This window comes from Bradyrhizobium genosp. P, from assembly GCF_049949265.1.
Classification (GTDB): domain Bacteria; phylum Pseudomonadota; class Alphaproteobacteria; order Rhizobiales; family Xanthobacteraceae; genus Bradyrhizobium.
Window position 1 is genome coordinate 9,145,082 of the sequence record NZ_CP188195.1, and the last position, 21,249, is coordinate 9,166,330.

Sequence of the window (21,249 nt, forward strand, 5' to 3'; positions counted from 1 at the left end):
ATTCTTCCTCTTGTTCGTCTTGCGCGCGAGGCGGCCTGTCGGCGTCAGCCGCTATTGCGAGCGATCCGACGTCCAGCCCTTGTACGCGGCGACATTGTCTCGCGTCACGAGTTTTGATGGCAACAGCTCGATGGTCGAGGCGGGCTTCTGGCCGTTGAGCAGGCCGACGCCGATCTGCACGGCGCGGCGCGCCATGAAGAACGGATCCTGCGAGGCGGACGCCTGGATCTGCAGCGCTCCGGGATCCTTGAGTGCGGCCTCGATGTCGGGCGCGCCGTCGACCGCGGTGATGACGATGCCGCTGCGGCCCTGCTGGCGCGCCGCAAGGTCGGTACCGATTGCCTGCGGATCGTTGATGGCGAAGATGGCATCGATCTTGGCGAAGCGGGTCAGATATCCCTGCGCCACGGTGAGGCCGCCTTCGCGCGAGCCCTTGCCGTCCTGGTCGTTGGACAGCACCTTGATGCCAGGGTTCTTGCCGAACACGTTCTTGCAGCCGACCACGCGGTCGATCACCGCGGAGACCTGCGGCCCGTTCTCAATGATCACATCGCCTTTGCCGCCTAACTTGTCGACGATGTACTGGCAGGAGACCTCGCCGGCCTGGACGTTGTTGGTGGTCACCGTGGCATCGGCGCCTTCGGCCGCGGTGTCGACGGCAACGACGATGATGCCGGCGGCCTGCGCCTTCTTGATCGCCGGCCCGACGGCCTTGGGATCGCCGGGATTGAGGAGGATCAAATCGACGCCGGCGGCGATGAAGTTGTCGATCTGGGTCACCTGCCTGCCGAGGTCGTATTCGAAGCCTACCGTCGTGATCTTGACGTCGGGGTTGGTTTTTTTCGCCTCGAACTCGGCGCCCTTCGACAAGGCGACGAAGAAGGGATTGCCCAGCGAGCCCAGCGAGATGCCGATCGACTTGAGCTCCTTGGCGAAGCACGGGGCGGAACTCAGCACGAGTGCCATGGCGGCGCCGGCAAACGAGATCGTCTTCAACATTGGCTTCCTCCCTGGTCTGTTCAAAGCTCCGGCACGGCGACCAGTGACCGCGACGGATTATTTTGACTTTGTTTGAGCATGATCTTTTCGGAAAACCGCTTCACACTTTTCCGGGTCATGCTCAGGTACGTGCCGAGCCCTGCAGCCGGTAGCGGTCGAGCGCCACCGCGCCGATGATCACCAAGCCCTTGATCACATATTGCCAGACGTCGGACACGCCGGTGAGGATCAGGCCGTTCGACAGCACGGCGATGATCAGCGCGCCGACCAGCGTGCCCCAGATCGAGCCGATGCCGCCGACAAACGAGGTGCCGCCGAGGATCACCGCGGTGATCGCGTCGAGCTCGTAGGACTGGCCGAGCTGCAGGCCGTTGGCGGCGTAGAGCCGCGCCGCCTGCATGGCGCCGCCGAGGCCCGCGAGCAGGCCCGACACGCCATAGACGAAGATCAGCACCGCCCAGACCTTGATGCCGGCGAGTCGCGCTGCACTCTCATTGCCGCCGACCGCGTAGATGTGCACGCCGAGCACGGTGCGACGCAGCACAAGCCAGGAGACGAGGATCACCAGCAACGCGATCACCCAGAGCCAGGGTATGGTCAGCACGCCGGGAACGAGCGTCAGTGAGCCGTTGCCGATGAAGGCATAGGGTATCGACGCATTGAACACCGTGGTGTCCGCACCCAACAGTCGCGCCACGCCGCGCACGGCGGTGAGCGAGCCCAGCGTGACGATGAAGGGCGGCAGGCGCAGCAGCGCAATCAAGCCGCCATTGAGGATGCCGAAGGCTGCGCCCGTCAGCACCGCAGCCGGCAACCAGAGCGCACCGAGATCGGGCAATTTGGAGATGATCAGCCCGGCCATGGCCGAGGCCGCCAGTATAGAGCCAACCGAGAGATCGATGCCGCCGGTGAGGATGACGAAGGTCATGCCGGCCGCCAGCACCGTGTTGACCGCAGCCTGCTGCACCACGATGCCGAGATTCTGCGCGGTGAAGAAACGGCCGTCCGACAGATAGTGAAAACCACCGCACAGAAGCAGAAGCACCGGCAGCATGCCGGCGGCGCGGATCATGAGTCTGATACGCTGACGCCTGGTCTCCTGCATCGCGGCAAGTCCGTTTGCGGTTGCGGCGTTCACCTGCGTAGATCCTTGATCAGGCATCGAGCTGTTCCGTCCCCGTGGCAAGAGCCATGATGTCCTCCTGGTTCAGCGGCATGGTCGCTGTGCGCTTGATCTCGCCGGCAATCCGCCCCGCGCGCATCACGAGGACGCGGTCGCAGATGCCGATGATCTCGGGCAGGTCGGACGAGATCACCAGCACCGCCGTGCCCGACTTCGCGAGGTTGTCGATGATCGAATAGATCTCGGACTTGGCGCCGACATCGACGCCGCGCGTCGGCTCGTCGAGGATCAGCACCTTTGGCGTAGTGGCAAGGAGACGCGACAGCAGCACCTTTTGCTGGTTGCCGCCGGAGAGGCCGCCCGCCACGACGCCGACATCCGCGGCGCGAATGCCCAATGCCGCGAATGCCTTCCTGGCCCGGTCGCGTGCCTTGTTCCGGTCAAGGATGCCGCCGGGCCTGGCATCGCGGCCCAGCACCGCGAGGTTGATATTATCGAGGCAGGACATGTCGAGGAACAGGCCGAGCGCTTTCCTGTCTTCGGTCAGGTAGGCAATGCCCGCCTCGAGCGCCTCGCCGGGGTTACGGATGTCGACCGCGCGTCCTTCGATCTCGACATGGCCGGTGGTTTTTGGCGCGGCGCCGATGATCAGATGCGCAAGCTCGGTGCGGCCGGCGCCGACCAGCCCGGCGAGGCCGACCACCTCGCCCGCATGCACAGTGAGCGAGCAACCCTTGACGCGCCTGGTGTCGGCGATGTCGACGGCCGCGAGCACCGGGGCGCCATGCCGCGCCTTGGAATCTTGCCTGGGATCGTGCTCCTTCTTGTAGAAGGACGAGACGTCACGCCCCACCATCAGGCGGACGATGGTGTCGGCGCGGATCTCGGGCTTGTCGAGCGAGCCGACCAGCGTGCCGTCGCGCAGCACCGTGACGCGGTCGCCGAGCGCGTAAACCTCGTCCATGCGATGCGAGATGTAAATGATGGCGAGCCCCTCGGCGCGGAGCTGGCGAATCAGGCCGAACAACCGCTCGCTTTCGCCCGCCGACAGCGCGGTGGTTGGTTCGTCCATGATCAAGATTTTTGAGCGGGCGTGCAGCGCGCGGGCGATTTCGACCAGCTGGCGCTGGCCCATCGACAGATGGCCCACCAGCGTCGACGGCAGAAAATCCGCGCCGAGCCGCGCAAGGATCGGGCCGACACCGGCTTCCATCGCCTCGCGCGCCAACATCCCGAAGCGCGAGACCTCGCGGCCGAGATAGATGTTCTGTGCGACGCTGAGATTGGGGGCGAGCGACAGTTCCTGATAGATGATCGAGATGCCGGCCGCGCGGCCGCCGAGCGGGCCGTTGATCTGCACCGGCCTGCCCTCGATGCGGATTTCACCGCCCGGATCGGGCCGGTAGGCGCCCGACAGGATCTTCATCAGCGTCGATTTGCCGGCGCCGTTCTCACCCATCAAAGCGTGGATTTCGCCGGGATAGACGGTGAGGTCGACGTCGCGCAATGCCTTGATGCTGAAGAACGACTTGGAGACCCGGCGCATCTCAAGGATCGGGTCGTTCATCTTACCTCCCCACCGCGCCGAACGACGGCGCCGCGTCTCATTCGCGCCTTGTTTTCAGTCCCGCGCGCGTGCGCGCATTAAACGAAAGGTCGTAACGTAAGGCAATACCCTTCGGGCGATTGCAAGCCGGGAACAGGATTGGTCGTGCGGAACCGGAGCATCGGCTCAGCGAGCACATCGTATGTGGAGACAAGGCACTTGCGGCTGGCAAATCCGGAGGCTGGATCAGCTTGCAAGCGGATTGGCATCTCCACTTGCGAGCATTAACGTTCGCGAAGCAAGTGGCCCGAACGCCAGTTGGCAGCCCGCTATCCGTTGTCGCTCGAACGGGTTATTGGTCCATAGCGCGGGGAGACATTCGCCATGGACTCTGTATCGCAATTTCGTGCCAGCCTTTTGCCGATCATGCAAATCTGGGAGCAGGAGCTAAGAAGAGAATATCCGGACGTGACGACTACTATTTGCGATTCGTCGGTCGGGCGTCTCACCGATTGGAACGGTCACAACATTGGAATCGACTGCCTATTCAAGGAAGCCACTCCGGACTCACCTGACAACTTGGCGCTAATGATATCACTTAAGCACGTGCACAAAGCACCATCGCTTGTTTCTGCTGATGTCGTTTGGGGGCACCCTGCTTACGTTGAAGCGAGCGTTTTGCCTGAATGTGTCGAGTTCTCCCCCGATCATCTTGCACAACTCATCAAACGGTTGCCCGAACTTTTTACCGCCCTCAAGCAGGCTATCCGACGAGGCCGGCCGCTCTCTTAGAACGATGTGGTAGGACTTTTCTCACAAGCGTGCCAGAAGCCAGACGCGATGGCTTTAGTCAGCGCCGCGGCCGGTACAGGCTGCGCCATTGCGGCAGCCGCTCCGCATAGGCGTCCGCCAGTGCGGGTTCAGGCTCGAAAGTCTCGACGCGGCGCGGCGCGGTGCAGACGGTCTCGATCGCCTCCCCAGTGACCGCCAGGCGTCCGAGGCGCGCCGCGCCAAACGCGGCGCCGGTCTCGCCGTCGGCAAATCGATGAACCGGAATGTTCAGGACGTTTGCCAGCACCGCGAGCCAGAATCGCGAGCGGGAGCCGCCACCGATCGCGTCCACCTCCGCGATCGCTATCCCGGTATCGGCCAGCACGTCCCGGCAGTCCGCGAGCGCAAAGGTGACGCCTTCGAGCACCGCCTGCACAATGGCGTCACGATCGGTGCCGTGGCTCAGCCCATCGAGCATTCCGCGTACCTCGGGGTCATCGTGCGGCGTGCGTTCGCCGGACAGATAGGGCAGGAAGCTCACCCGCGACGGGGCCTTCGGGCGCAATCCGAGTGGCGCCAGCAGGTCAGCCTCCGAGGCCCCCAGGAGCCGCGCAACCCAGGCGAGACACGATGCCGCCGAGAGGATCGCGCCGGCCTGGATCCACATGCCGGGAATGGCGTGACAGAAGGTGTGCACGGCAGCTTGCGGATTGGCAGCGACGGCATGGCTCGGCGCCAGCAACGCGCCGGAGGTTCCGAGCGAAACAAACGCGGCGCCGGGGCTGATGGCGCCGATGCCGATGGCGCCCGCCGGATTGTCGCCGGCGCCTCCGGCGACCATTGGCCGTTTGGCCATTCCCCAGCGCTGCGCCATCTCGCTTCGCAGCCGCGCCGCCGGCGCACAGCCTTCGACGAGACGCGGCATCTGGCGGCGCGACAAGCCGGTCGCCGCCAGCCCGTCATCCGACCAGTCCCGGCGCGCCACATCGAGCCACAGCGATCCCGAGGCGTCCGAGACGTCCTCGATCGCCTCGCCCGTCAGCACCAGGCGCAGATAGGCTTTCGGCAGCAACACGAGCCTGGTGGCCACGAAAATCTCCGGTTCGTGCTTGGCGACCCACAGCAGCTTGGGCGCCGTGAAGCCCGGCATCGCCTTGTTGCCTGTCGTCGCCCGCAAGGCTGGCCAGCGCTGCTCCAGTTCGCCGCATTCCGCAGCCGAGCGTCCGTCGTTCCAGAGAATGCAGGGCCGCAACGGCCTTGAATAGGCATCAAGCAGCGTCGCGCCGTGCATCTGGCCCGACAGGCCGATGCCCCTGACTTCAGCCAATTCGGCCGGATGATCCGCCTTCAGCGCGTCCAATGTCGCGAACGTGGCGTCGATCCACTGCGCCGGATCCTGTTCGCTATGGCCTGGATGCGGCGAGGCCACCGTCAGCGACTGGCTGCGGCTCGCCACCACGCGCTGCGCCTCGTCGACGAGAACGGTCTTGACCGCCGAGGTGCCGAGATCGATCCCGAGATACATAATGCCGCTACCACGCGAACGCCTGCTGAACCGCCTTCGGCTCGGTGATGCCGTTCGCGATCAGGAGCTGAAGCAGGACGCGCGCCTTCTGCGGGTTGAGGTCCAGCGCGACAGAAAAACCTAGCGTATCGTCCTCGACCTCGACGTTGCGATTCACGATGCCTGACCCGACACGGCTCGAGCGCACGACGACGACACCCTGCTTGGCCGCGGCAGCGAGCGCATCGATGGCGCCCTTGGATGAATTGCCATCGCCGACACCCGCCAGGACAATGCCCTTGGCGCCGCGCTTGACCGCATCCTCGATCTCTGCGCCGTCCATATTGGCGTGCGAGTAGACGATGTCGACGCGCGGCAGGGGTGCCGCGTCCGGCAGCTTCAGCTTCGGCCCCTTGGGAGGAACAGGCGGCTGCAAATAGCGGATCGAGCCGGTGTCGACATAGCCGACCGGTCCCGCGTCGGGCGATCGGAAGGTGTTGACGCTCGTGGTGTTGGTCTTCTGCACCCAGCGCGCACCGTGGATGGTGTCGTTCAGCACCACGAGGACGCCGCGGCCGCGCGATTCCGGCGCGGAGGCGGTCCTCACCGCTTCATAAAGGTTGGCGGGGCCGTCGGCGCCGATGGCGGTCGAGGGCCGCATCGACCCGACCAGCACGATCGGGATGTCGGTATCCAGCACGCTCGAGAGGAAGAATGCCGTCTCCTCCATCGTGTCGGTGCCGTGCGTGATCACGACGCCGTCGGCTTCCTTGTTCTCGATCGCGGTTCGGATGCGTTTGGCGAGGGCGAACCAGACCTTGTCGTTCATGTCCTGGGAGCCGATCGACGAGATCTGCTCGACCGAGATCTGGGCAAGCTTGTCCATGCCCGGAACGGCGGCGATGAGATCGGCCGAACTCACCTTGGCCGAGTCATAGGCGTTGCCGGCGCGGGCACTGGCCTGACCCGCGATGGTGCCGCCGGTGCCCAGCACGAGTACGCGAGCCAGGGCCGCATCCGAGGTCTTTTGTGCGGTTGCGGGCGCAAGCAGCCCGACCATGAGGACGAAGACGAGACCTACGGTGGCCGGCAGGGAACGCCGCGATTGAACGGAATGCGTCATGTCTTCACCCCCCAAACATCAAAACATCATTTGTATCCTGCAACTTTTGGTTTTGTCTCGCAACAAAGAGACGAAGTTGCGGCGGGCGAGATGTGACGGGACGTTGAGAGGAGCGATCCAGCCTCCTGCAACGACCAGCCGCCAAAACATGATGCGCGAAAGCTGAAGCTTGCTAGAATGCTGTGTGGGCGCACCTCGCGGTCGGGAATTCGCGGGGTCGAGGAGGAAGCAAATGATCGACGTAAGGGCTGTGCTGCCGCCGCGCGGACGCGACTATCGGCTTGATCTGCTGCGGGGCTTCGCCAACTGGGCGATCTATCTCGATCATATTCCGAACAACGCGGTCAACTGGATCACGCAGAAGAATTACGGCTTCAGCGATGCGGCCGACCTCTTCATCTTCATTTCCGGCTACACGGCGTCGTTCGTCTATGCCCGGATGATGCTCGAACGCGGCACCCTGATCGGCGCCACTCGGCTGATCAAGCGCGCCTGGCAGATCTATGTCGCGCACGTCATGCTGTTCGTGATCTATATCGCCGAGATCGGCTATCTCTCCCAGCGCTATCACGACCCGAACCTGCAGAACGAATTCAACGTCGCGGGCTTCATGCAGAACCCGGCCGAGACGCTTTATCAGGGCCTCATCCTGGCGTTCAAGCCGGTCAACATGGACGTGCTGCCGCTCTATATCGCGCTGATGCTGGTGTACCCGCTCGTGCTCTGGATGATGCTGCGGAAGCTCAATCTGACGCTGGCGGCGTCATTCCTCCTCTATCTGGCCGCGCGGCATTTCGGCTGGAACCTGCCGGCCTATCCGGGCGGCTCGTGGTACTTCAACCCGTTCTGCTGGCAGTTCCTGTTCGTGTTCGGCGGCTGGTTTGCGCTCGGCGGCGCCGGCGAATCGATGACACTGATCCGCTCGCGCCCGTTCCTGGTGCTCGGGGGGGCGTATCTGCTGTTTGCCATGGTCATGACGCTGGCGGGCCGCTTCCCCGCACTCGGGCAGGCGATGCCGCCCTGGCTTTATGATGCATTCAATCCGAACGACAAGACCAACCTCGCGCCCTATCGCGTGCTGCACTTCGTGATCCTCGCGTTTTTCGTGACGCGCTTCCTGCCGAAGGACTGGCCCGGTCTGCAATGGGCGATCTTCCGCCCCGCAATCAAGTGCGGCCAGCAGTCGCTCGAGGTGTTCTGCTCTGGCATCTTCCTCGCTGTGATCGCGCATCTGGTGCTGGTCGAGGTGTCCAACAGCATCTGGATGCAGATCGTGGTCAGCGCCGTCGGCATCGTGCTGATGACCGTGCTCGCCTACTATCGCTCATGGTCGAAGAAGGTCGACAAGGCGCCACCGAAAGCGCTGGCGAGCGCGGCGCCGGCGAAAAGCGCCGGCGCGGTAGATCGGCTTCAAGCCTAACGGGCTCTCCGACAAAGCCAACAGCAATGCCGGCGCGCGCTATTCTGCGGCCTCACGACGCTCCAGCGCGGCCAGCACATCGAGCGGTTCGGCACGATGCCGGTAGTCGACGCTGGTGTCGGCGAACAGGATCAGTCCGTCCGAGCCGATGACATAGGTCGCGGAAAGCGGCAGCGACCATTGGTCCGGAGCGCCGTTCTTGGACGGAATATCCAGCCCGAAGCCCTCGTAAGCCGTCCGCAATTCGTCGGTAAATTCATAGACCACACCGAAAGCCCTGCCGACTTTCTGTCCAACATCGCTGAGCACCGGAAAAGTCAACGCATTCTTCTCGGTCGTGCTCAGGCTATCATCCGGCTTCTCGGGGCTGATCGCGACCAGGCTGGCGCCGGCCGCGATGATCCGAGGCAGCAGATCCTGATAGGCCTTGAGCTCCAAATTGCAGTAGGGGCACCAGCCTCCCCGATAGAATGTGACGACAACCGGCCCGTTGGCCAGTAGCCGACCAACGTCGAAGCTGTTGCCGAGCGCGTCGGGCAAGACGATGTCGGGGGCGCGCGCTCCGACCTGCTTGGCGCTCCGGCCGATGCCGACCTCCTTCAGATGGGCGATATGACGTTCCATGATCGCCTGTCGCTCGGCGGGCACGCGTTGCTTCCAGCCGGCGAGAAACTCGTCGAGTTGTTGGGCCAGGGTCGATGTCATGAGCAGCTTTCCTCCAGGTGACAGGGTTACGTTTTAAATCGCCATGCCCGACAAGGTGCCTAACGATTGGCGGCAGCTTCCGCCAAACGTCGCAACGTCGACGAAATTTGAGACAGAACAGGCAGCGACGTATCAAGACCGTGACGGCGTGCGATATAGGCCGGATCGTTGTAAGCGACCTTGATGCTACCCTTCTCGTCCCACAGCAGGATTTTGAGCGGCAGATCGATGCCGATCGTGCGCTGTTTTTCGATCAACCCCGTCCCGGCCTTGGGATTGCCGAAGATGAAAAGGACAGTTGGGGCGAGATCCAGACCGACCGATTTGGCATTGGCTGCGTGGTCGATGCGCGCGGCGACCTTCAATCCGGCAGCGTCGAGTGCTGCGATCAGGCGCTTTTCCGTCTCCGCCATCGTGTTGGCGCTGTCGATGACGACAAGTCCCGCTTGATCGGAAGCCGGAGTTTGTTCGGCCCTGACCTCGACATTGATGGAGGATAGCGCAACAACCGTAAGAAAGGCAGCGATCATTTGCTTCACGTTTCAGCTCCCTCCCGCAAGGCCATCAGGCGAGACCGTCAACGCGCCCGACGGACCACCTCCAACCAGTTCTTGACCCGATCGCCACGAAAGACCCGCAGCGAGGCCAGACTGGCCAATATCGACGTCGACTACCCCGACGGCTCCGCTGCCTTCGCTTGCAGGCCCCCACGAGGAGCCCGGCACAGGCCGGGCCCCATCCGCCTCTGGAGGCGATCGATCAGGCGGGTTCGAACTTGCCCTTCGACGCGACGCATTTTGCCTTGGTCATTTCAGCGAAGCCCTGGCCCTTGCAGGCGTTCAGGCCCTTGCAGGCGTGATTGCCGCCCTTGCAGGCACTTTGGCCCTTGCAGGCATTCGCACCGACGCAGTGGCCTTCACCGGCTGCGTACGCAGTCGTCGACGTCACGGTCATGCCGGCAAGAAACAGCGTAGCCGCAGCGGCCGCGATTGCGGCACCAGACTTGGAAGTCACTTTCATGGAATTCCCTCCAACGGGTTGTTGCAAAGATGCGCGGGTCGCAGGCGACGACAACGTCATCAACCGACAAACCGCCATCCAAGGTGACTACGTTTCATATTGGTGTGAGTTACGCGCCAAGCCGAATTAAATCGGGAACACCACCGCGGGCGTTTCCATGCACGCCGGCACGTTCTGTGCGGAACGCGCCCCTCTCACGTCAGACGGAGTTTGTGCAAAGCGATATTCCGCCTGACCTGCCGCCGCGCGCTGTGCGACGCGGGACGTTTGCGGCCGGAAAGCCTCGAGCGCCGGAATGCAAACCTTGACTGGAGATGGATCAAGGACGCGGCGCGATCGAAACTTCACAATCATGTTCTTTGACAGCCGTAACAAATTCGCATCTGCATGCGAATAGCACCTCGACGAGAACGGCACGCGTCTCGCCCCACGGAGGTTTGTCATGCTGAAGAAATTGATCCCGCTAGCCGCGGCTGTATTCGTCATGAGCTTTACCGCACAGGCGGCCGGCGCTGCGGAACTCCTGAACTACGATGCAAAGACGTTTGCCGCCGCGGAGGCTGCGGGCAAGCCGATTCTCGTCGAGATTCACGCATCGTGGTGCCCGACCTGCAAAGCTCAGCAGCCAATCCTCGGCAACCTGGAAAAGCAGGACAAGTTCAAGGACCTGATTGTGTTCCGGGTTGACTTCGATTCGCAAAAGGACGCCGTGAAATCATTTGGCGCACGCATGCAGAGCACGCTGATCACCTTCAAGGATGGCAAGGAGACTGGCCGCTCGGTCGGAGATACCAACGCCACGTCGATTTCAGCGCTTCTGGACAAGACGATCTGACGGCCTAGCGGATGTTGTTGGGCACGCTGGGGCTTGCTTTTCTCGCAGGCGTCCTCTCGATACTTTCACCTTGCGTGCTTCCGTTGCTGCCGGTCGTGCTGGGCGCTGCCGCCTCCGAGCACAGGCTCGGCCCGGTTGCCCTTGCCGGCGGTCTGTCGCTGTCGTTCGTCGCTATCGGCCTCTTCATCGCGACCATCGGCTTTGGTCTCGGGATTGGTGGCGACTTGTTCCGGCTCGTCGCCGCCGTCCTGATGATCGGGATCGGTTGCGTTCTGGCGCTTCCACCCTTGCAGAACCGTCTCGCCGCGGCGGGGGGCCCGCTTGGCAATTGGACCTATCAGAGATTCGGGGGCTTCTCGACATCAGGTCTCGGAGGCCAGTTCGGTTTAGGCCTGCTTCTCGGCGCGGTCTGGAGCCCCTGCGTGGGACCAACGCTCGGCGCGGCGTCCGTGCTGGCGGCCCAGGGCAAGGACCTCGGCGCCGTAGCCCTGACGATGTTGGCTTTCGGCCTCGGCGCCGGATTGCCTCTCTTGTTGTTCGGAGCCTTGTCTCATCAACTTCCGCTGCGCTGGCGGGACGGCATGTCGATGGCCGGCAAGTCCACAAAGCGGGTGCTCGGAATTTTCCTGGTCCTCGTCGGTTTGCTCATTGTGACCGGGCTCGACAAGACGGTGGAGACCAAGCTTGTTGATGCCTCTCCGCAATGGTTGACCGGCCTCACGACCCGCTTTTGATCGTGCTCGTTTCTCGACCTACGCGCAGAGCACCGCCCGCGAAGGCACCGCCAAACGCGGCGTGCGGGGTAGCGGCTTCCGCCTGGCGTGACAGAGCGCAGCGGTAGCCGGCCGCGCTTAGGACGCGTCATACCGATACGACACGTTCTGCTATTTCGCGAGCGGCTTTCCGGCCGTCTCCGGCGCCAGCGCAATCAGTGGCAGGCCGACCACGTAGATCATCGACAACAACGAAATCGCCAATGGGAAGCTCCCGGTGCGAGCGGCGAGCGCGCCGATCAGGGATGGGCCGGCGGCGCCGAGCACGCGGCCCATGCTGAAGGCGAAACCGGAGCCTGTGCCACGCAGCGCGGCTGGAAACATCTCCGGCAGCCAGATCGTGAACAGGCCGAACACGCCATTGGTGAAGAAACCGAGCACGGGCAGCAGCACCATGAACAGCGTTAAACTGTTCAGCCATTCGATCGCGACCTCATAGCAGGCCACAACGGAAATCAGCCCACCAATGAAGAACAGCACCGCAGTGCGGCGCCGGCTGCCGAGCCAGCCGGTGATCCACGGCACCAACAGGCAACCGATCAGCGTGCCGACATTGGTGATCAGCCCAGCCACCGCTCCCATTTCCTGGGCGTGCGCAGGCGTCGCCCCCGCCGCGACCAGTTTGGTCGCGATCACGGTGGGCGCCCAGAAGTTCGACGACCACAGGCCGAAGATGATGCAGGCCATCATCAGCGCCACGGCCCAGGTGGTCTGCGCCTGGTCGCCTGCAAACAAGGCTGCGACCGAAGGCCGCTCGCGCGAATTGCTGCCCTTCGGCTCGGGAATGTTGCTGCGCAGATAAGCAATCAATAGCGCCGGCAGAATGCCGAGCAGGAACATGCCGCGCCAGCCGAGCGTGCTTCCGACGGCGAGCGTGACAGCGGCTGCCAGAAACAGCCCGGTCGGCGTTGCCGTGTGCAGCCATCCAGCCAATCGCACCCGCGTGTTTTCGGGCACGGATTCCTGCAGCAGTGGCGTGCCGGCCGCCCATTCGCCACCAATGCCGAAGCCTGCCACGAACCGGAATAGCGCGAACATCACGATGCCGGTTGCGAGACCGCACAGCGCCGTGAACAGCGAGTAGACCAGGACCGTCCAGCACATGATCCTGACGCGCCCGTAGCGATCCGCCGCCCAGCCCCATATCATCGAGCAGGCCCAGCCCAACATGAAGATCGAGAACAGCAGCCCTCCATAGATGCCGATATTGGCCTTGCTCGCCTCGATCCCGCTCGCGGGCAAGAGATCGCTCAACGCGCTCACCAGGATGTAGCTGTACATCGAAGAATCGAAGCCATCGAGCATCCAGCCGAACCAGGTCGCCCAAAACACTTTTCGTGGCGACGCTGCACCAAGCGCCGCGGCCGACGGCTCCACGGCATCGACGATGCTCTCGGTCATGTTTCCTCTCACATTCTTTCTTTTGTGCGAGGCACTATGACGGGGTTTGCATGAACCGACATCTCCGGCAAACGGGACGGTGCTATCCGGCGCGAGAATAGCGACGCCGTTCACGACAGGATCACCGGAAAATTCTTACTCAGACGTGTCCGCGAGCCGTTTCTCGTACCGCCGCCGCAACGCCCGAGCCGCGCGCCTCGGCCGATACGAAGAGCTGATAGAGTTCATCGCCTCGGAGGACGCAGAAGCCTGTGGGCGCGCCAAGCGGACCGGCTACGCGGATCTCCGCGAGGGCCGCGCGAAGCCTTCCGCCCGAGGTGGAAACGCAGCCCGACCATTTGGCCCATTTGGTGAATGTATACGGAGGGCGACGCGACGTCCGCGCAGGCCGCGATGCAGGCGAACTGTCCGGAACCAGCGACTAGGCTAGTCGGCCGCCTTGTCCGCGAGAACCGAGAAGTCCTTGGACCTCTGGCCGTCCAGCGCATCTCCGAAGCCTTCGGCTGCAATGCCGCGCCTGAGCAACTCCCGTATGGCGGCAGCCCTGCTCGGCATCCGCCTTGCAAAACGCCAGGTGTCAACGATCCGAAGTTCCTGGGGCGTGAGCATTATCTGGAGGCGCTGACCTCTGGTTAGTTCACCCATCCAAGTCTCCCAGGATTCTACTCTTTAGCAGCTAAAGCCTTTCAGAAGGCGTTTAGCAGATTATACTCATTAATCTGCCTTTTGGCATCAGGCGATTTGAACCGCAAAGCCCTCTAGTGCCAATTTAACTCATTGAACTTACTGTTCTTTTGTTGACTTCCGTTCCTGGAGACAGAAAATATTTGGGTATTGCTCGACATGACAAATGCGCGAAATGGGCCACTACTTTTTTCACATCGTCGGCACCGAAACTGAGATCCGGGATGAAAAGGGCTGTCGGTCAGACACGATTCAAGATGCGGCCGACTACGCAGCAAGAATCGCTGCCGAACTTGCCCAAGATGGAGACCACTACCGGGGTTTTGCCGTCTTGGTCACTGATCGAGACGGCAGGGTCCTTCTGTCAGTGACGATTAAACCGAAGGATGATGCCAGCTGAGATCCGCAAACTGCGATCCGCTTGACGGCGGTCCGTCTTCGCGTTCCTTCCCGCGATCAACTACCGGTTGACGTGAAACGGTGAATTAATTGGCTGATCTCGGGCCCTATCACCGAGGGGCTGATCCGAATCCCGTATCAGCCAATAGACTATGCCGAGCGCGATGATCGCCGTCGCAAACGCCAGAATATGCCACGCGTCAGTTTCAGTCAGGTCGAGGATGATGATTTTCCGGCAAATGGCCAGGAGCGCAATCATGACGACCGAGCGGATCTGGACAACGCTGTCGTGGCGTTCGGCTACGACCAGCAGCGATTTCTTGAATTCGAGCGCGATAATCACCGTAAAGATCATGCCGAACACGGCCTGGAAAACCGCATAGTCGGATGGATCGAGACTGCCGGACAGGACAAGGCCGAACAGGATTTTCAAGCTCAGGCTCCACAGAGCCGCAATGACGATGATCGCGATGAAAGCCGTAAGAATGAGGATAACGACGCGCTCGAATTGCTGATAAAACGAAAGCAATTTGAACTTCTGCCTGGCGTCTCTCAGCTGTTCTTTGATGGTCATCGAAGGCCTCCCGCATAGCACGCGCTTGCCCTTACCTGGAGGGTCACCGCGGTTTTCGCACCAGGAATACCAGTGGAATTGTAAGGAAAGACACGAACATCATCAGCTTGAAATTGTGGATGAAAGCGATGGCTTGCGCCTGCTCGGTCACCGTTTGGGCGAGCGCCGCGCGTCCGCCAAGGTTTGCGAGATCAAGCTGGTGAGCAAGGTCGCGCACGACTTGCCTGTATGGCGTAACATGCTCGACCAGCGCGGACTGCGCGATAGCCGAGTGGCGTATCAGCAGATAACTCATCAGAGAGATACCGATACTCGCTCCGATGTTGCGCATCAGATTGTAAAGTCCGGTTGCCTGCGTACGCAGTGCCGACGGAAGCGTGCCGAACGCAACCATGCTCAATGGCACAAAAACACAACCAATGCCGAAGCCTTGCAGCAAGCCAGTTCGGGCGAGGGTACCACGCGACACATCGGGTGTGAATCCTGTCATCAGATCTAGCGCCAGCCCGGTCGTCGCAAGGCCGACCGCGATCAATATCCGTGCGTCGACGTAGCGCGTGAGCTGCCCAGCGACGAGCATCGCCGCCATGGTCCCGACACCACGCGGGGCGAGAACGAGTCCCGCCGTCAGCACCGGATAATTCATGAGTTCCTCGAGATAGGGCGTCAACAGCGAAAGCGTGGCAAGGAGTACGGCGCCGACGATAAAGATCAGAATGATGCCGATCACGAAGTTGCGGTCGCGGAACAGCACGGGATCGATGAATGGATGATCCGTCGACAGGGTGTGGACCGCGAAGAGATAGAAGCCGAGGACGCAGAGCGCGACTTCGATTTGGATCTCGCGCGAGGCGAACCAGTCGAGCCGTTCGCCTCGGTCGAGGAAGAGCTGCAGGGCGCCGACGCCGAGCCCGAGGGCCGCGAAACCGAACCAATCGAACCGTACCGCCAGTGGGTGGTTCGCACGACGTCCGAGAAATAGCTGGATGCCGAACGCGCACAACACGCCGAAGGGCACGTTGACATAAAACACCCAACGCCAGCTGTAGGAATCCGTGAGCCACCCGCCGAGCGTGGGGCCGAGGATGGGCCCGAGCATCACGCCAAGCCCGAACACGGCCATCGCCCGGCCCTGCTGCTCAGGAGGATAGGCGTCGAGCAGCACGGATTGCGATAGCGGCACGAGCGGCGCGCCAAAGATGCCCTGGAGCAAACGAAAGATCACGATCTGAGCAAGCGACACGGCAGCGCCACAAAGCATTGAGGCCACAATGAAACCGATCACGCTTGTCAGAAATAACGGCTTGCGCCCGAACCTGGCTTCCAACCGGCCTGTGGCCGGCGTGATGATCGCGGCCGCCACAATATAGGAGGTCAACACCCAGGTGATCTGGTCGCTCGTCGCGGACAGGCTGCCCTGAACATAAGGCAGCGCCACGTTCGCGATCGTGGTGTCGAGCGCCTGCATGAGAGTCGCAAGCATCACTGTCGCGGTAATCATTCCCCGGTTAACGCCCCCGCTGTGCTCGATCATCCCCGCCATCTTAGCCTCGGAACATCGCGATGACGTCACGCGACAGTTCGCGGAGGGAGCGCCGATGGCCGGTGTCGATCGAAATCTTGACGCTCATGCCGGCGCGCAGGGCAACGCCGTCCGGCACCGTTGCCATGGAAAGGCGAACCGGTATGCGCTGCACGACCTTGACCCAATTGCCGGTGGCATTTTGCGGCGGCAACAGGGCGAACACCGATCCGCTCGCCGGCGCCAATGTTGTTACCTTGCCGGCGACCGGAGAATTCGGATAGGCGTCGACGGCTATGCGCGCCGCGTCACCTTCCCTCACATATGTAAGATCAGTTTCCCTGATGTTGGCCTCAACATAGAGATCATGGATCGATACCAACGGAAATGCGGATTGGCCCGCGTTCAAAAAGACTCCTATCGCAATGCTCTCGACGTTGTTGGGGATTCCATCGAAAGGCACGATGATAGAGGTGAGCCGCAGATTGCGCGCGGCGGAATCGACCCCGGCCTGCGCCTGCTTGACCGTGGACTGCTGCTCCACAGCCATGTCCGGATTGCCGCCCAGTTGCGCGAGCGCAGCCGCAGCTTCCCGTTGCAGGCTTGCCAGATTGGCCTTCGCGGTCTGAAGGTCGCGGATCGCCGCATCAAGTGTCGCCCGCGGCGCGGAGCCCGTGTCATAGAGCTGTTGCTGGCGCTCGAAAGTTGTCTGGGCATAATCGGCCGTTGCTTTGGCCTGGTCGATTTGCTTGAGCCGTGCACGATAGGTCTCGAGCAAGGTATGGACCTGATCGCGGGCAATGCCAAGCTGCGCTTCGGCATTCGCCAGCGCGATCCGATAGGGTTCGGGATCGAGCCTGAAAAGAAGATCGTCCTTTTTGATCTCGGTGTTCGATTTGGCTGTGATGGCGACGACTTGACCGGAGACTTCCGGACTGATCGAAGCACTCACTGCTTGGATGTAGGCGTCCTCCTCGGTGACATAGCGGCCCGTCGCAAGGTAAAGGCCAAGTCCTCCGAGGACGAGCGCGAGAGGGCCCAGGATCAGCAAAGGCCGCCGCCACCGGCTTTGCGGCGCGGCTGTCATGCTCCGCTCCTCAGCTACATCCGCCGGTTTGGATGTCGCTTGATCTGTCTCGGTTGGACGCCTTGGCGCCAACGGCGGAGACTCCGCGTTCGTGCGCGCAACACCCGGTTGGTCGGCGCCCGTAATCGCCTCGAGCCTGTTACTTCTCATTGAAACCGCGCCTCTATCGTCAAGCGCCTCTGTCGTCAAGAATGTGTCCATCCGACGAGCGTTGGCTCTCACCCGATCTCGCGTCAGGGACTCCCGCCCGCAAGATCCAGCGCAATACGAAAGGGCGAATCGCCACCTCGATCGGGACGCGGCTCACGGCATGGTCGGCGAGCGCATCCAACGGTCTGCATCACGCTAATTCGAGAAGGTTGTCGATACCTTGACGGATGTCAGCGGCGGCAGAACGATCCGCAGGAATTTTGCGAAAGGATGGGTGGCCAGCCTCTTTTCCAGATGATCCATCCACAATCTTGACGCCACAGCATCCACCTGTTCAGAAAACGGCGCCATTCGGCTGCTGCCACAGCGCTCGTCCGAAGGAAATGCCACACGGGACAATCGACGGAAACTGACGGACGTCATGTCCGGATGATCCCGGAAGCAGCAATTTCGACATCGCTGCCACCTCAAACACTTGGCGCGACAGATAGTCCGGCGTCCGCGACGCATCGAAGGAAATGCAGATGATCCCGATCCGGAACACCATCCCTTCGCGCTATCCTCCGGTGACCACCTGGATTCTGATTGCCATCAATTGTCTCGTATTCCTGTTCCAGCAAGGTCTAGACCCGGACGAACTTGAACTGTTCCTGCGCCAGTTCGCACTCATACCCGCGCGCTACTCTGAACTCGTGCCCGGCGAAAGCGACCTCAGTACGGAGGATTTCGTGCCTTTTCTCACCATGATGTTTCTGCATGGAGGATGGCTTCACCTCGTTACGAACATGTGGACGCTATGGTTGTTCGGCCCAACCATCGAAGATCGCCAGGGTCATGGCCGCTATCTGGCATTCTATCTTGCTTGCGGTCTTACGGCCTCCATCGCCCACGTCATGTTCAACCCGAGTTCGATATCACCCGCATTGGGCGCCTCCGGCGCAATCGCCGGCATTCTCGGAGCCTACATGCGCCTGTTTCCACTGGCGAGGGTCGTCGTCATTGTCCCGATCCTGTTCATCCCGATCTTCATCGAAGTCTATGCGTTTGCCTTCATCGGTCTCTGGTTCTTCCTGCAAGTGCTGCAGTCGACGGTAGGCCTCCTGCAGCCATCCTCCGCCGGAGACGTCGCGTGGTGGGCTCACATCGGCGGGTTCATTGCGGGGTTTGCACTTGGCCCTCTACTTGTCCAATCCGAGCAGCGTTATCGCGCGTATTACCCCGATGAAGGCCGGCTCGGCTTCGATACCGACGGGCGGATATGAGGTGTCACAGGAGACTTCCATGTCGATCGGCGACCTTGTCTGGCTGTTCTTCGTATTTTCGGCGATCCAGCCGATGCTCCGACAACAAATGCTTGAGGCCATGCGGGCTCGGAAGATTTCGAAAATCGAGCGCGATCGGAAATCGCGGGTCATCCTTCTGGTGCACCGGCAAGAGACCATGCGCCTGCTCGGCTTCCCGGTTGCCCGTTATATCGACATTAACGACTCCGAAGAAGTATTGCGCGCGATTCAAATGACCGACGACGAGGTGCCACTTGACCTCGTCCTTCACACCCCCGGGGGTCTTGTGCTCGCGGCGCTGCAAATCGCCAAAGCTGTCCGTGAACACAAGGGCAAGGTCACCGTGTTCGTGCCGCATTATGCCATGTCGGGCGGCACGCTGATCGCGCTGGCGGCCGACGAGATCGTGATGTGCGAGCACTCGGTGCTGGGGCCGATCGATCCGCAACTCGGAGACTCGCCCGCAGTTTCGCTTATCAAGGTCGTCGAGGACAAGCCTGTATCGAAAATCGACGATCGAACGCTGATATTGGCGGATGTCGGCCGCAAGGCTATCGCGCAGGTCAAGCAAGCCGCAAGCGAGCTTCTTAACCGTCGCATGCCCGCGCAACTGGCCAGCGCGATAGCTGAAAAACTCGCGTCCGGTGAGTGGACGCATGACTATCCGATATGGGCGTCGACCGCGACCTCGATCGGCCTGCCGATCAGCACTGACATGCCGGACGACGTTCTTCAGCTAATGAATCTCTATCCGCAACCAGTTCGCATGCAGGGCGGCGGCGGCGTGCAATATCTGCCGGTGCCGCGGCGAAACCAGCCCGCCACGTCGAATTACGGGACATGAGCCCCGACCGACTGCCGACGACTTATCCGCGAGGCTGACGACCATCAACGACGCGGATTGCGGACGGTCGTATTTCTGAATCGGTTAAACACTGATGGGAAAGTCTACCATGCATCGCTTCAGACCGCTTCACGACCGCGTCTTGGTCCGGCGCATCGAGTCGGAGGAAAAGACCCCAGCCGGAATCATCATCCCGGACACAGCAAAAGAGAAGCCGATCGAGGGTGAAGTCCTCGCTGCTGGTCCCGGCGCGCGCGACGAAATGGGCAGGGTTATTCCGCTCGATGTCAAGGTCGGCGGTCGCGTGCTGTTTGGAAAGTGGACGGGCACGGACGTGCTGATAGACGGCGAAGAGCGGCTCATCCTCAAGGAATCCGACATTCTAGGGCTGATCGAAGGCAATACGCGCGCAAGAGCAAAAGCTGCCTGACCGCGCTGGCTCTGGCCTCAAGACGTGGCGGAACTTTTGAACGCCGGCTCACCTGTCGGCGAACCTGGGCACGACCCGCCAAATCCAGAGCCGGGACTCTGTTGCCGGCCGGCGTTAGCCTTAGCCCAACCCCAGCCTCCTCAGTGCAGCTTCGGCGATCTCTGCTGCACTCCGCTTATCGCCTTCAAATCGTAACACCACGTCAGCAAGCTGTCTTCGGATGTGATCATCCGACAACTCCTTGCGTCCCCTTGCACTCAACAGTCTCGACCAAGCGATATCGAAGGCTTCAAACAGGCGATCACATGCGCTTGGAAGCCACGCCACCGCGGTGTGGTGTCGATCGTGCAAGCTCGTTCTCCGTCGACAAGTCTGCGTCGCCTGTGCTGGCCGTCTTGATCCTCTTCCGCTACACTGTATTCAACCTCGCCGGCCGGTACCCGCGTCCCCGCATTTCCTTCAACAACTCGTCGGGTGGCACATAGAAGGGGTTCTCGCGCGCCACTGAATCCACGATCACGAAAGGATGGCTGCGCAGCATGCCCATCATGACCTCTGCGCTGAACCTCGTGGCGTCATAGACGCAGACCGTGATGTCATCATATTTCGGCCAGATCAGGTTGAAACGGCTTTCATATTCGATGATGTCCATCACGCCAGGCAAATCCTGCAACGCCCACTCCTGGTTCGACCACAGACGCGTGACGGCATAGTGTTCGCTGTCCTCGGCAAATCGCTTATCGAGGTTCGCTAGCATGCGCTGCTGATCGAAATAACCGTCAACCATGTGCCTGCTCCCAGGGCAACAACTCGAGTTGACCGCTTTGCTCGGCAGTCACTACATCAATTCCGGCCTGGTTTAATCGCGTCAAACGTTCGTTGCGGTGATCACCGTCGATGATGTGCACAAGCTTGTCGCCGGCCTCGAATCCTTCAGCCATGAATGGAAGCATCACGCGATATTCTTCTTCCTTGCTGGTGAAGAACGCGCAGGCGTGGCATGGGCAGGTTCGCGTAGTCCTTCCTATCTTGACTGAAGCCGGCTTTTGCCTCATG

The 21,249-nt window shown here is 61.6% G+C and carries 24 protein-coding genes; 8 read left to right on the forward strand and 16 right to left on the reverse strand.

Going from position 1 to position 21,249, the window contains the following annotated elements:
• Positions 1 to 51: 51 nt before the first annotated feature.
• The 3 genes from ACP2YO_RS43895 to ACP2YO_RS43905 form a co-directional block, all read right to left on the reverse strand.
• Positions 52 to 999 carry an ABC transporter substrate-binding protein gene (locus tag ACP2YO_RS43895; protein ID WP_426437368.1) on the reverse strand — a complete coding sequence of 316 codons (948 nt, stop codon included), beginning with the start codon at positions 997 to 999 and terminating at the stop codon, positions 52 to 54.
• A 121-nt stretch (positions 1,000 to 1,120) separates the two neighbouring features.
• Complete coding sequence (locus tag ACP2YO_RS43900) at positions 1,121 to 2,161, reverse strand: ABC transporter permease subunit (RefSeq protein ID WP_426437369.1); 1,041 nt, start codon at positions 2,159 to 2,161, stop codon at positions 1,121 to 1,123.
• Entirely contained in the window at positions 2,154 to 3,689 is a 1,536-nt protein-coding gene (locus ACP2YO_RS43905) for a sugar ABC transporter ATP-binding protein (RefSeq protein ID WP_426437370.1), read from the reverse strand. The genes ACP2YO_RS43900 and ACP2YO_RS43905 overlap by 8 nt, the downstream gene beginning before the upstream one ends.
• A 363-nt stretch (positions 3,690 to 4,052) precedes the next feature.
• Here ACP2YO_RS43905 and ACP2YO_RS43910 point away from each other — a divergent pair, with 363 nt between their 5' ends.
• Positions 4,053 to 4,460, forward strand: a complete 408-nt coding sequence (locus ACP2YO_RS43910; RefSeq protein ID WP_426437371.1) for a hypothetical protein — start codon at positions 4,053 to 4,055, stop codon at positions 4,458 to 4,460.
• Between the two features lie 58 nt (positions 4,461 to 4,518).
• Here the strand turns inward: ACP2YO_RS43910 and xylB are convergent, their stop codons facing one another.
• Positions 4,519 to 5,964 (reverse strand): xylulokinase, encoded by a 1,446-nt coding sequence (xylB, locus tag ACP2YO_RS43915; protein WP_426437372.1) that lies wholly within the window; start codon positions 5,962 to 5,964, stop codon positions 4,519 to 4,521.
• A gap of 7 nt (positions 5,965 to 5,971) precedes the next feature.
• Positions 5,972 to 7,066, reverse strand: coding sequence for an asparaginase (locus ACP2YO_RS43920; RefSeq protein ID WP_426437373.1), 1,095 nt, complete (start codon positions 7,064 to 7,066; stop codon positions 5,972 to 5,974).
• Between the two features lie 235 nt (positions 7,067 to 7,301).
• Here ACP2YO_RS43920 and ACP2YO_RS43925 point away from each other — a divergent pair, with 235 nt between their 5' ends.
• Positions 7,302 to 8,486, forward strand: a complete 1,185-nt coding sequence (locus tag ACP2YO_RS43925; RefSeq protein ID WP_426443469.1) for an OpgC domain-containing protein — start codon at positions 7,302 to 7,304, stop codon at positions 8,484 to 8,486.
• A gap of 39 nt (positions 8,487 to 8,525) precedes the next feature.
• Here the strand turns inward: ACP2YO_RS43925 and ACP2YO_RS43930 are convergent, their stop codons facing one another.
• From ACP2YO_RS43930 to ACP2YO_RS43940, 3 genes are all read right to left on the reverse strand, one after another.
• Positions 8,526 to 9,191 (reverse strand): peroxiredoxin-like family protein, encoded by a 666-nt coding sequence (locus tag ACP2YO_RS43930; protein ID WP_426437374.1) that lies wholly within the window; start codon positions 9,189 to 9,191, stop codon positions 8,526 to 8,528.
• A gap of 59 nt (positions 9,192 to 9,250) precedes the next feature.
• The gene (locus ACP2YO_RS43935; RefSeq protein ID WP_426443470.1) at positions 9,251 to 9,721 is read right to left on the reverse strand and encodes a DUF302 domain-containing protein; all 471 of its coding nucleotides are present in this window, start codon (positions 9,719 to 9,721) and stop codon (positions 9,251 to 9,253) included.
• A gap of 229 nt (positions 9,722 to 9,950) precedes the next feature.
• Complete coding sequence (locus tag ACP2YO_RS43940) at positions 9,951 to 10,211, reverse strand: hypothetical protein (protein ID WP_426437375.1); 261 nt, start codon at positions 10,209 to 10,211, stop codon at positions 9,951 to 9,953.
• A 442-nt stretch (positions 10,212 to 10,653) separates the two neighbouring features.
• Here ACP2YO_RS43940 and ACP2YO_RS43945 point away from each other — a divergent pair, with 442 nt between their 5' ends.
• On the forward strand, positions 10,654 to 11,046 hold the full coding sequence (locus tag ACP2YO_RS43945; protein ID WP_426437376.1) for a TlpA family protein disulfide reductase: 393 nt from the start codon (positions 10,654 to 10,656) through the stop codon (positions 11,044 to 11,046).
• Between the two features lie 14 nt (positions 11,047 to 11,060).
• Positions 11,061 to 11,780, forward strand: a complete 720-nt coding sequence (locus ACP2YO_RS43950) for a cytochrome c biogenesis CcdA family protein (protein WP_426443471.1) — start codon at positions 11,061 to 11,063, stop codon at positions 11,778 to 11,780.
• Positions 11,781 to 11,930: 150 nt separating this feature from the next.
• Here the strand turns inward: ACP2YO_RS43950 and ACP2YO_RS43955 are convergent, their stop codons facing one another.
• Positions 11,931 to 13,220: an MFS transporter gene (locus tag ACP2YO_RS43955; RefSeq protein ID WP_426437377.1), complete on the reverse strand. Its 1,290-nt coding sequence runs from the start codon at positions 13,218 to 13,220 to the stop codon at positions 11,931 to 11,933.
• 426 nt (positions 13,221 to 13,646) lie between these two features.
• Positions 13,647 to 13,865 carry a hypothetical protein gene (locus ACP2YO_RS43960; protein ID WP_426437378.1) on the reverse strand — a complete coding sequence of 73 codons (219 nt, stop codon included), beginning with the start codon at positions 13,863 to 13,865 and terminating at the stop codon, positions 13,647 to 13,649.
• Between the two features lie 205 nt (positions 13,866 to 14,070).
• Between ACP2YO_RS43960 and ACP2YO_RS43965 the strand changes: the two genes are divergently transcribed.
• Positions 14,071 to 14,304, forward strand: a complete 234-nt coding sequence (locus tag ACP2YO_RS43965) for a DUF6894 family protein (RefSeq protein WP_426437379.1) — start codon at positions 14,071 to 14,073, stop codon at positions 14,302 to 14,304.
• 60 nt (positions 14,305 to 14,364) lie between these two features.
• On the opposite strand, the gene ACP2YO_RS43970 is transcribed toward ACP2YO_RS43965, so the two are convergent.
• From ACP2YO_RS43970 to ACP2YO_RS43985, 4 genes are all read right to left on the reverse strand, one after another.
• Complete coding sequence (locus ACP2YO_RS43970; protein WP_426437380.1) at positions 14,365 to 14,877, reverse strand: phosphate-starvation-inducible PsiE family protein; 513 nt, start codon at positions 14,875 to 14,877, stop codon at positions 14,365 to 14,367.
• Between the two features lie 43 nt (positions 14,878 to 14,920).
• Positions 14,921 to 16,420: a DHA2 family efflux MFS transporter permease subunit gene (locus ACP2YO_RS43975; protein ID WP_426437381.1), complete on the reverse strand. Its 1,500-nt coding sequence runs from the start codon at positions 16,418 to 16,420 to the stop codon at positions 14,921 to 14,923.
• Position 16,421: 1 nt separating this feature from the next.
• Positions 16,422 to 17,486 (reverse strand): HlyD family secretion protein, encoded by a 1,065-nt coding sequence (locus ACP2YO_RS43980; RefSeq protein WP_426437382.1) that lies wholly within the window; start codon positions 17,484 to 17,486, stop codon positions 16,422 to 16,424.
• A 345-nt stretch (positions 17,487 to 17,831) separates the two neighbouring features.
• Positions 17,832 to 18,059, reverse strand: coding sequence for a hypothetical protein (locus tag ACP2YO_RS43985; protein ID WP_426437383.1), 228 nt, complete (start codon positions 18,057 to 18,059; stop codon positions 17,832 to 17,834).
• Between the two features lie 95 nt (positions 18,060 to 18,154).
• Here ACP2YO_RS43985 and ACP2YO_RS43990 point away from each other — a divergent pair, with 95 nt between their 5' ends.
• From ACP2YO_RS43990 to ACP2YO_RS44000, 3 genes are all read left to right on the forward strand, one after another.
• Positions 18,155 to 18,898 carry a rhomboid family intramembrane serine protease gene (locus tag ACP2YO_RS43990; RefSeq protein WP_426437384.1) on the forward strand — a complete coding sequence of 248 codons (744 nt, stop codon included), beginning with the start codon at positions 18,155 to 18,157 and terminating at the stop codon, positions 18,896 to 18,898.
• A gap of 19 nt (positions 18,899 to 18,917) precedes the next feature.
• Positions 18,918 to 19,763 (forward strand): SDH family Clp fold serine proteinase, encoded by an 846-nt coding sequence (locus ACP2YO_RS43995; protein WP_426437385.1) that lies wholly within the window; start codon positions 18,918 to 18,920, stop codon positions 19,761 to 19,763.
• A 109-nt stretch (positions 19,764 to 19,872) separates the two neighbouring features.
• Positions 19,873 to 20,193, forward strand: coding sequence for a co-chaperone GroES (locus ACP2YO_RS44000; RefSeq protein ID WP_426437386.1), 321 nt, complete (start codon positions 19,873 to 19,875; stop codon positions 20,191 to 20,193).
• A gap of 409 nt (positions 20,194 to 20,602) precedes the next feature.
• Here the strand turns inward: ACP2YO_RS44000 and ACP2YO_RS44005 are convergent, their stop codons facing one another.
• Positions 20,603 to 20,980: an MEDS domain-containing protein gene (locus ACP2YO_RS44005; protein WP_426437387.1), complete on the reverse strand. Its 378-nt coding sequence runs from the start codon at positions 20,978 to 20,980 to the stop codon at positions 20,603 to 20,605.
• Entirely contained in the window at positions 20,973 to 21,248 is a 276-nt protein-coding gene (locus ACP2YO_RS44010) for an MEDS domain-containing protein (RefSeq protein WP_426437388.1), read from the reverse strand. The genes ACP2YO_RS44005 and ACP2YO_RS44010 overlap by 8 nt, the downstream gene beginning before the upstream one ends.
• Position 21,249 lies beyond the last annotated feature (1 nt).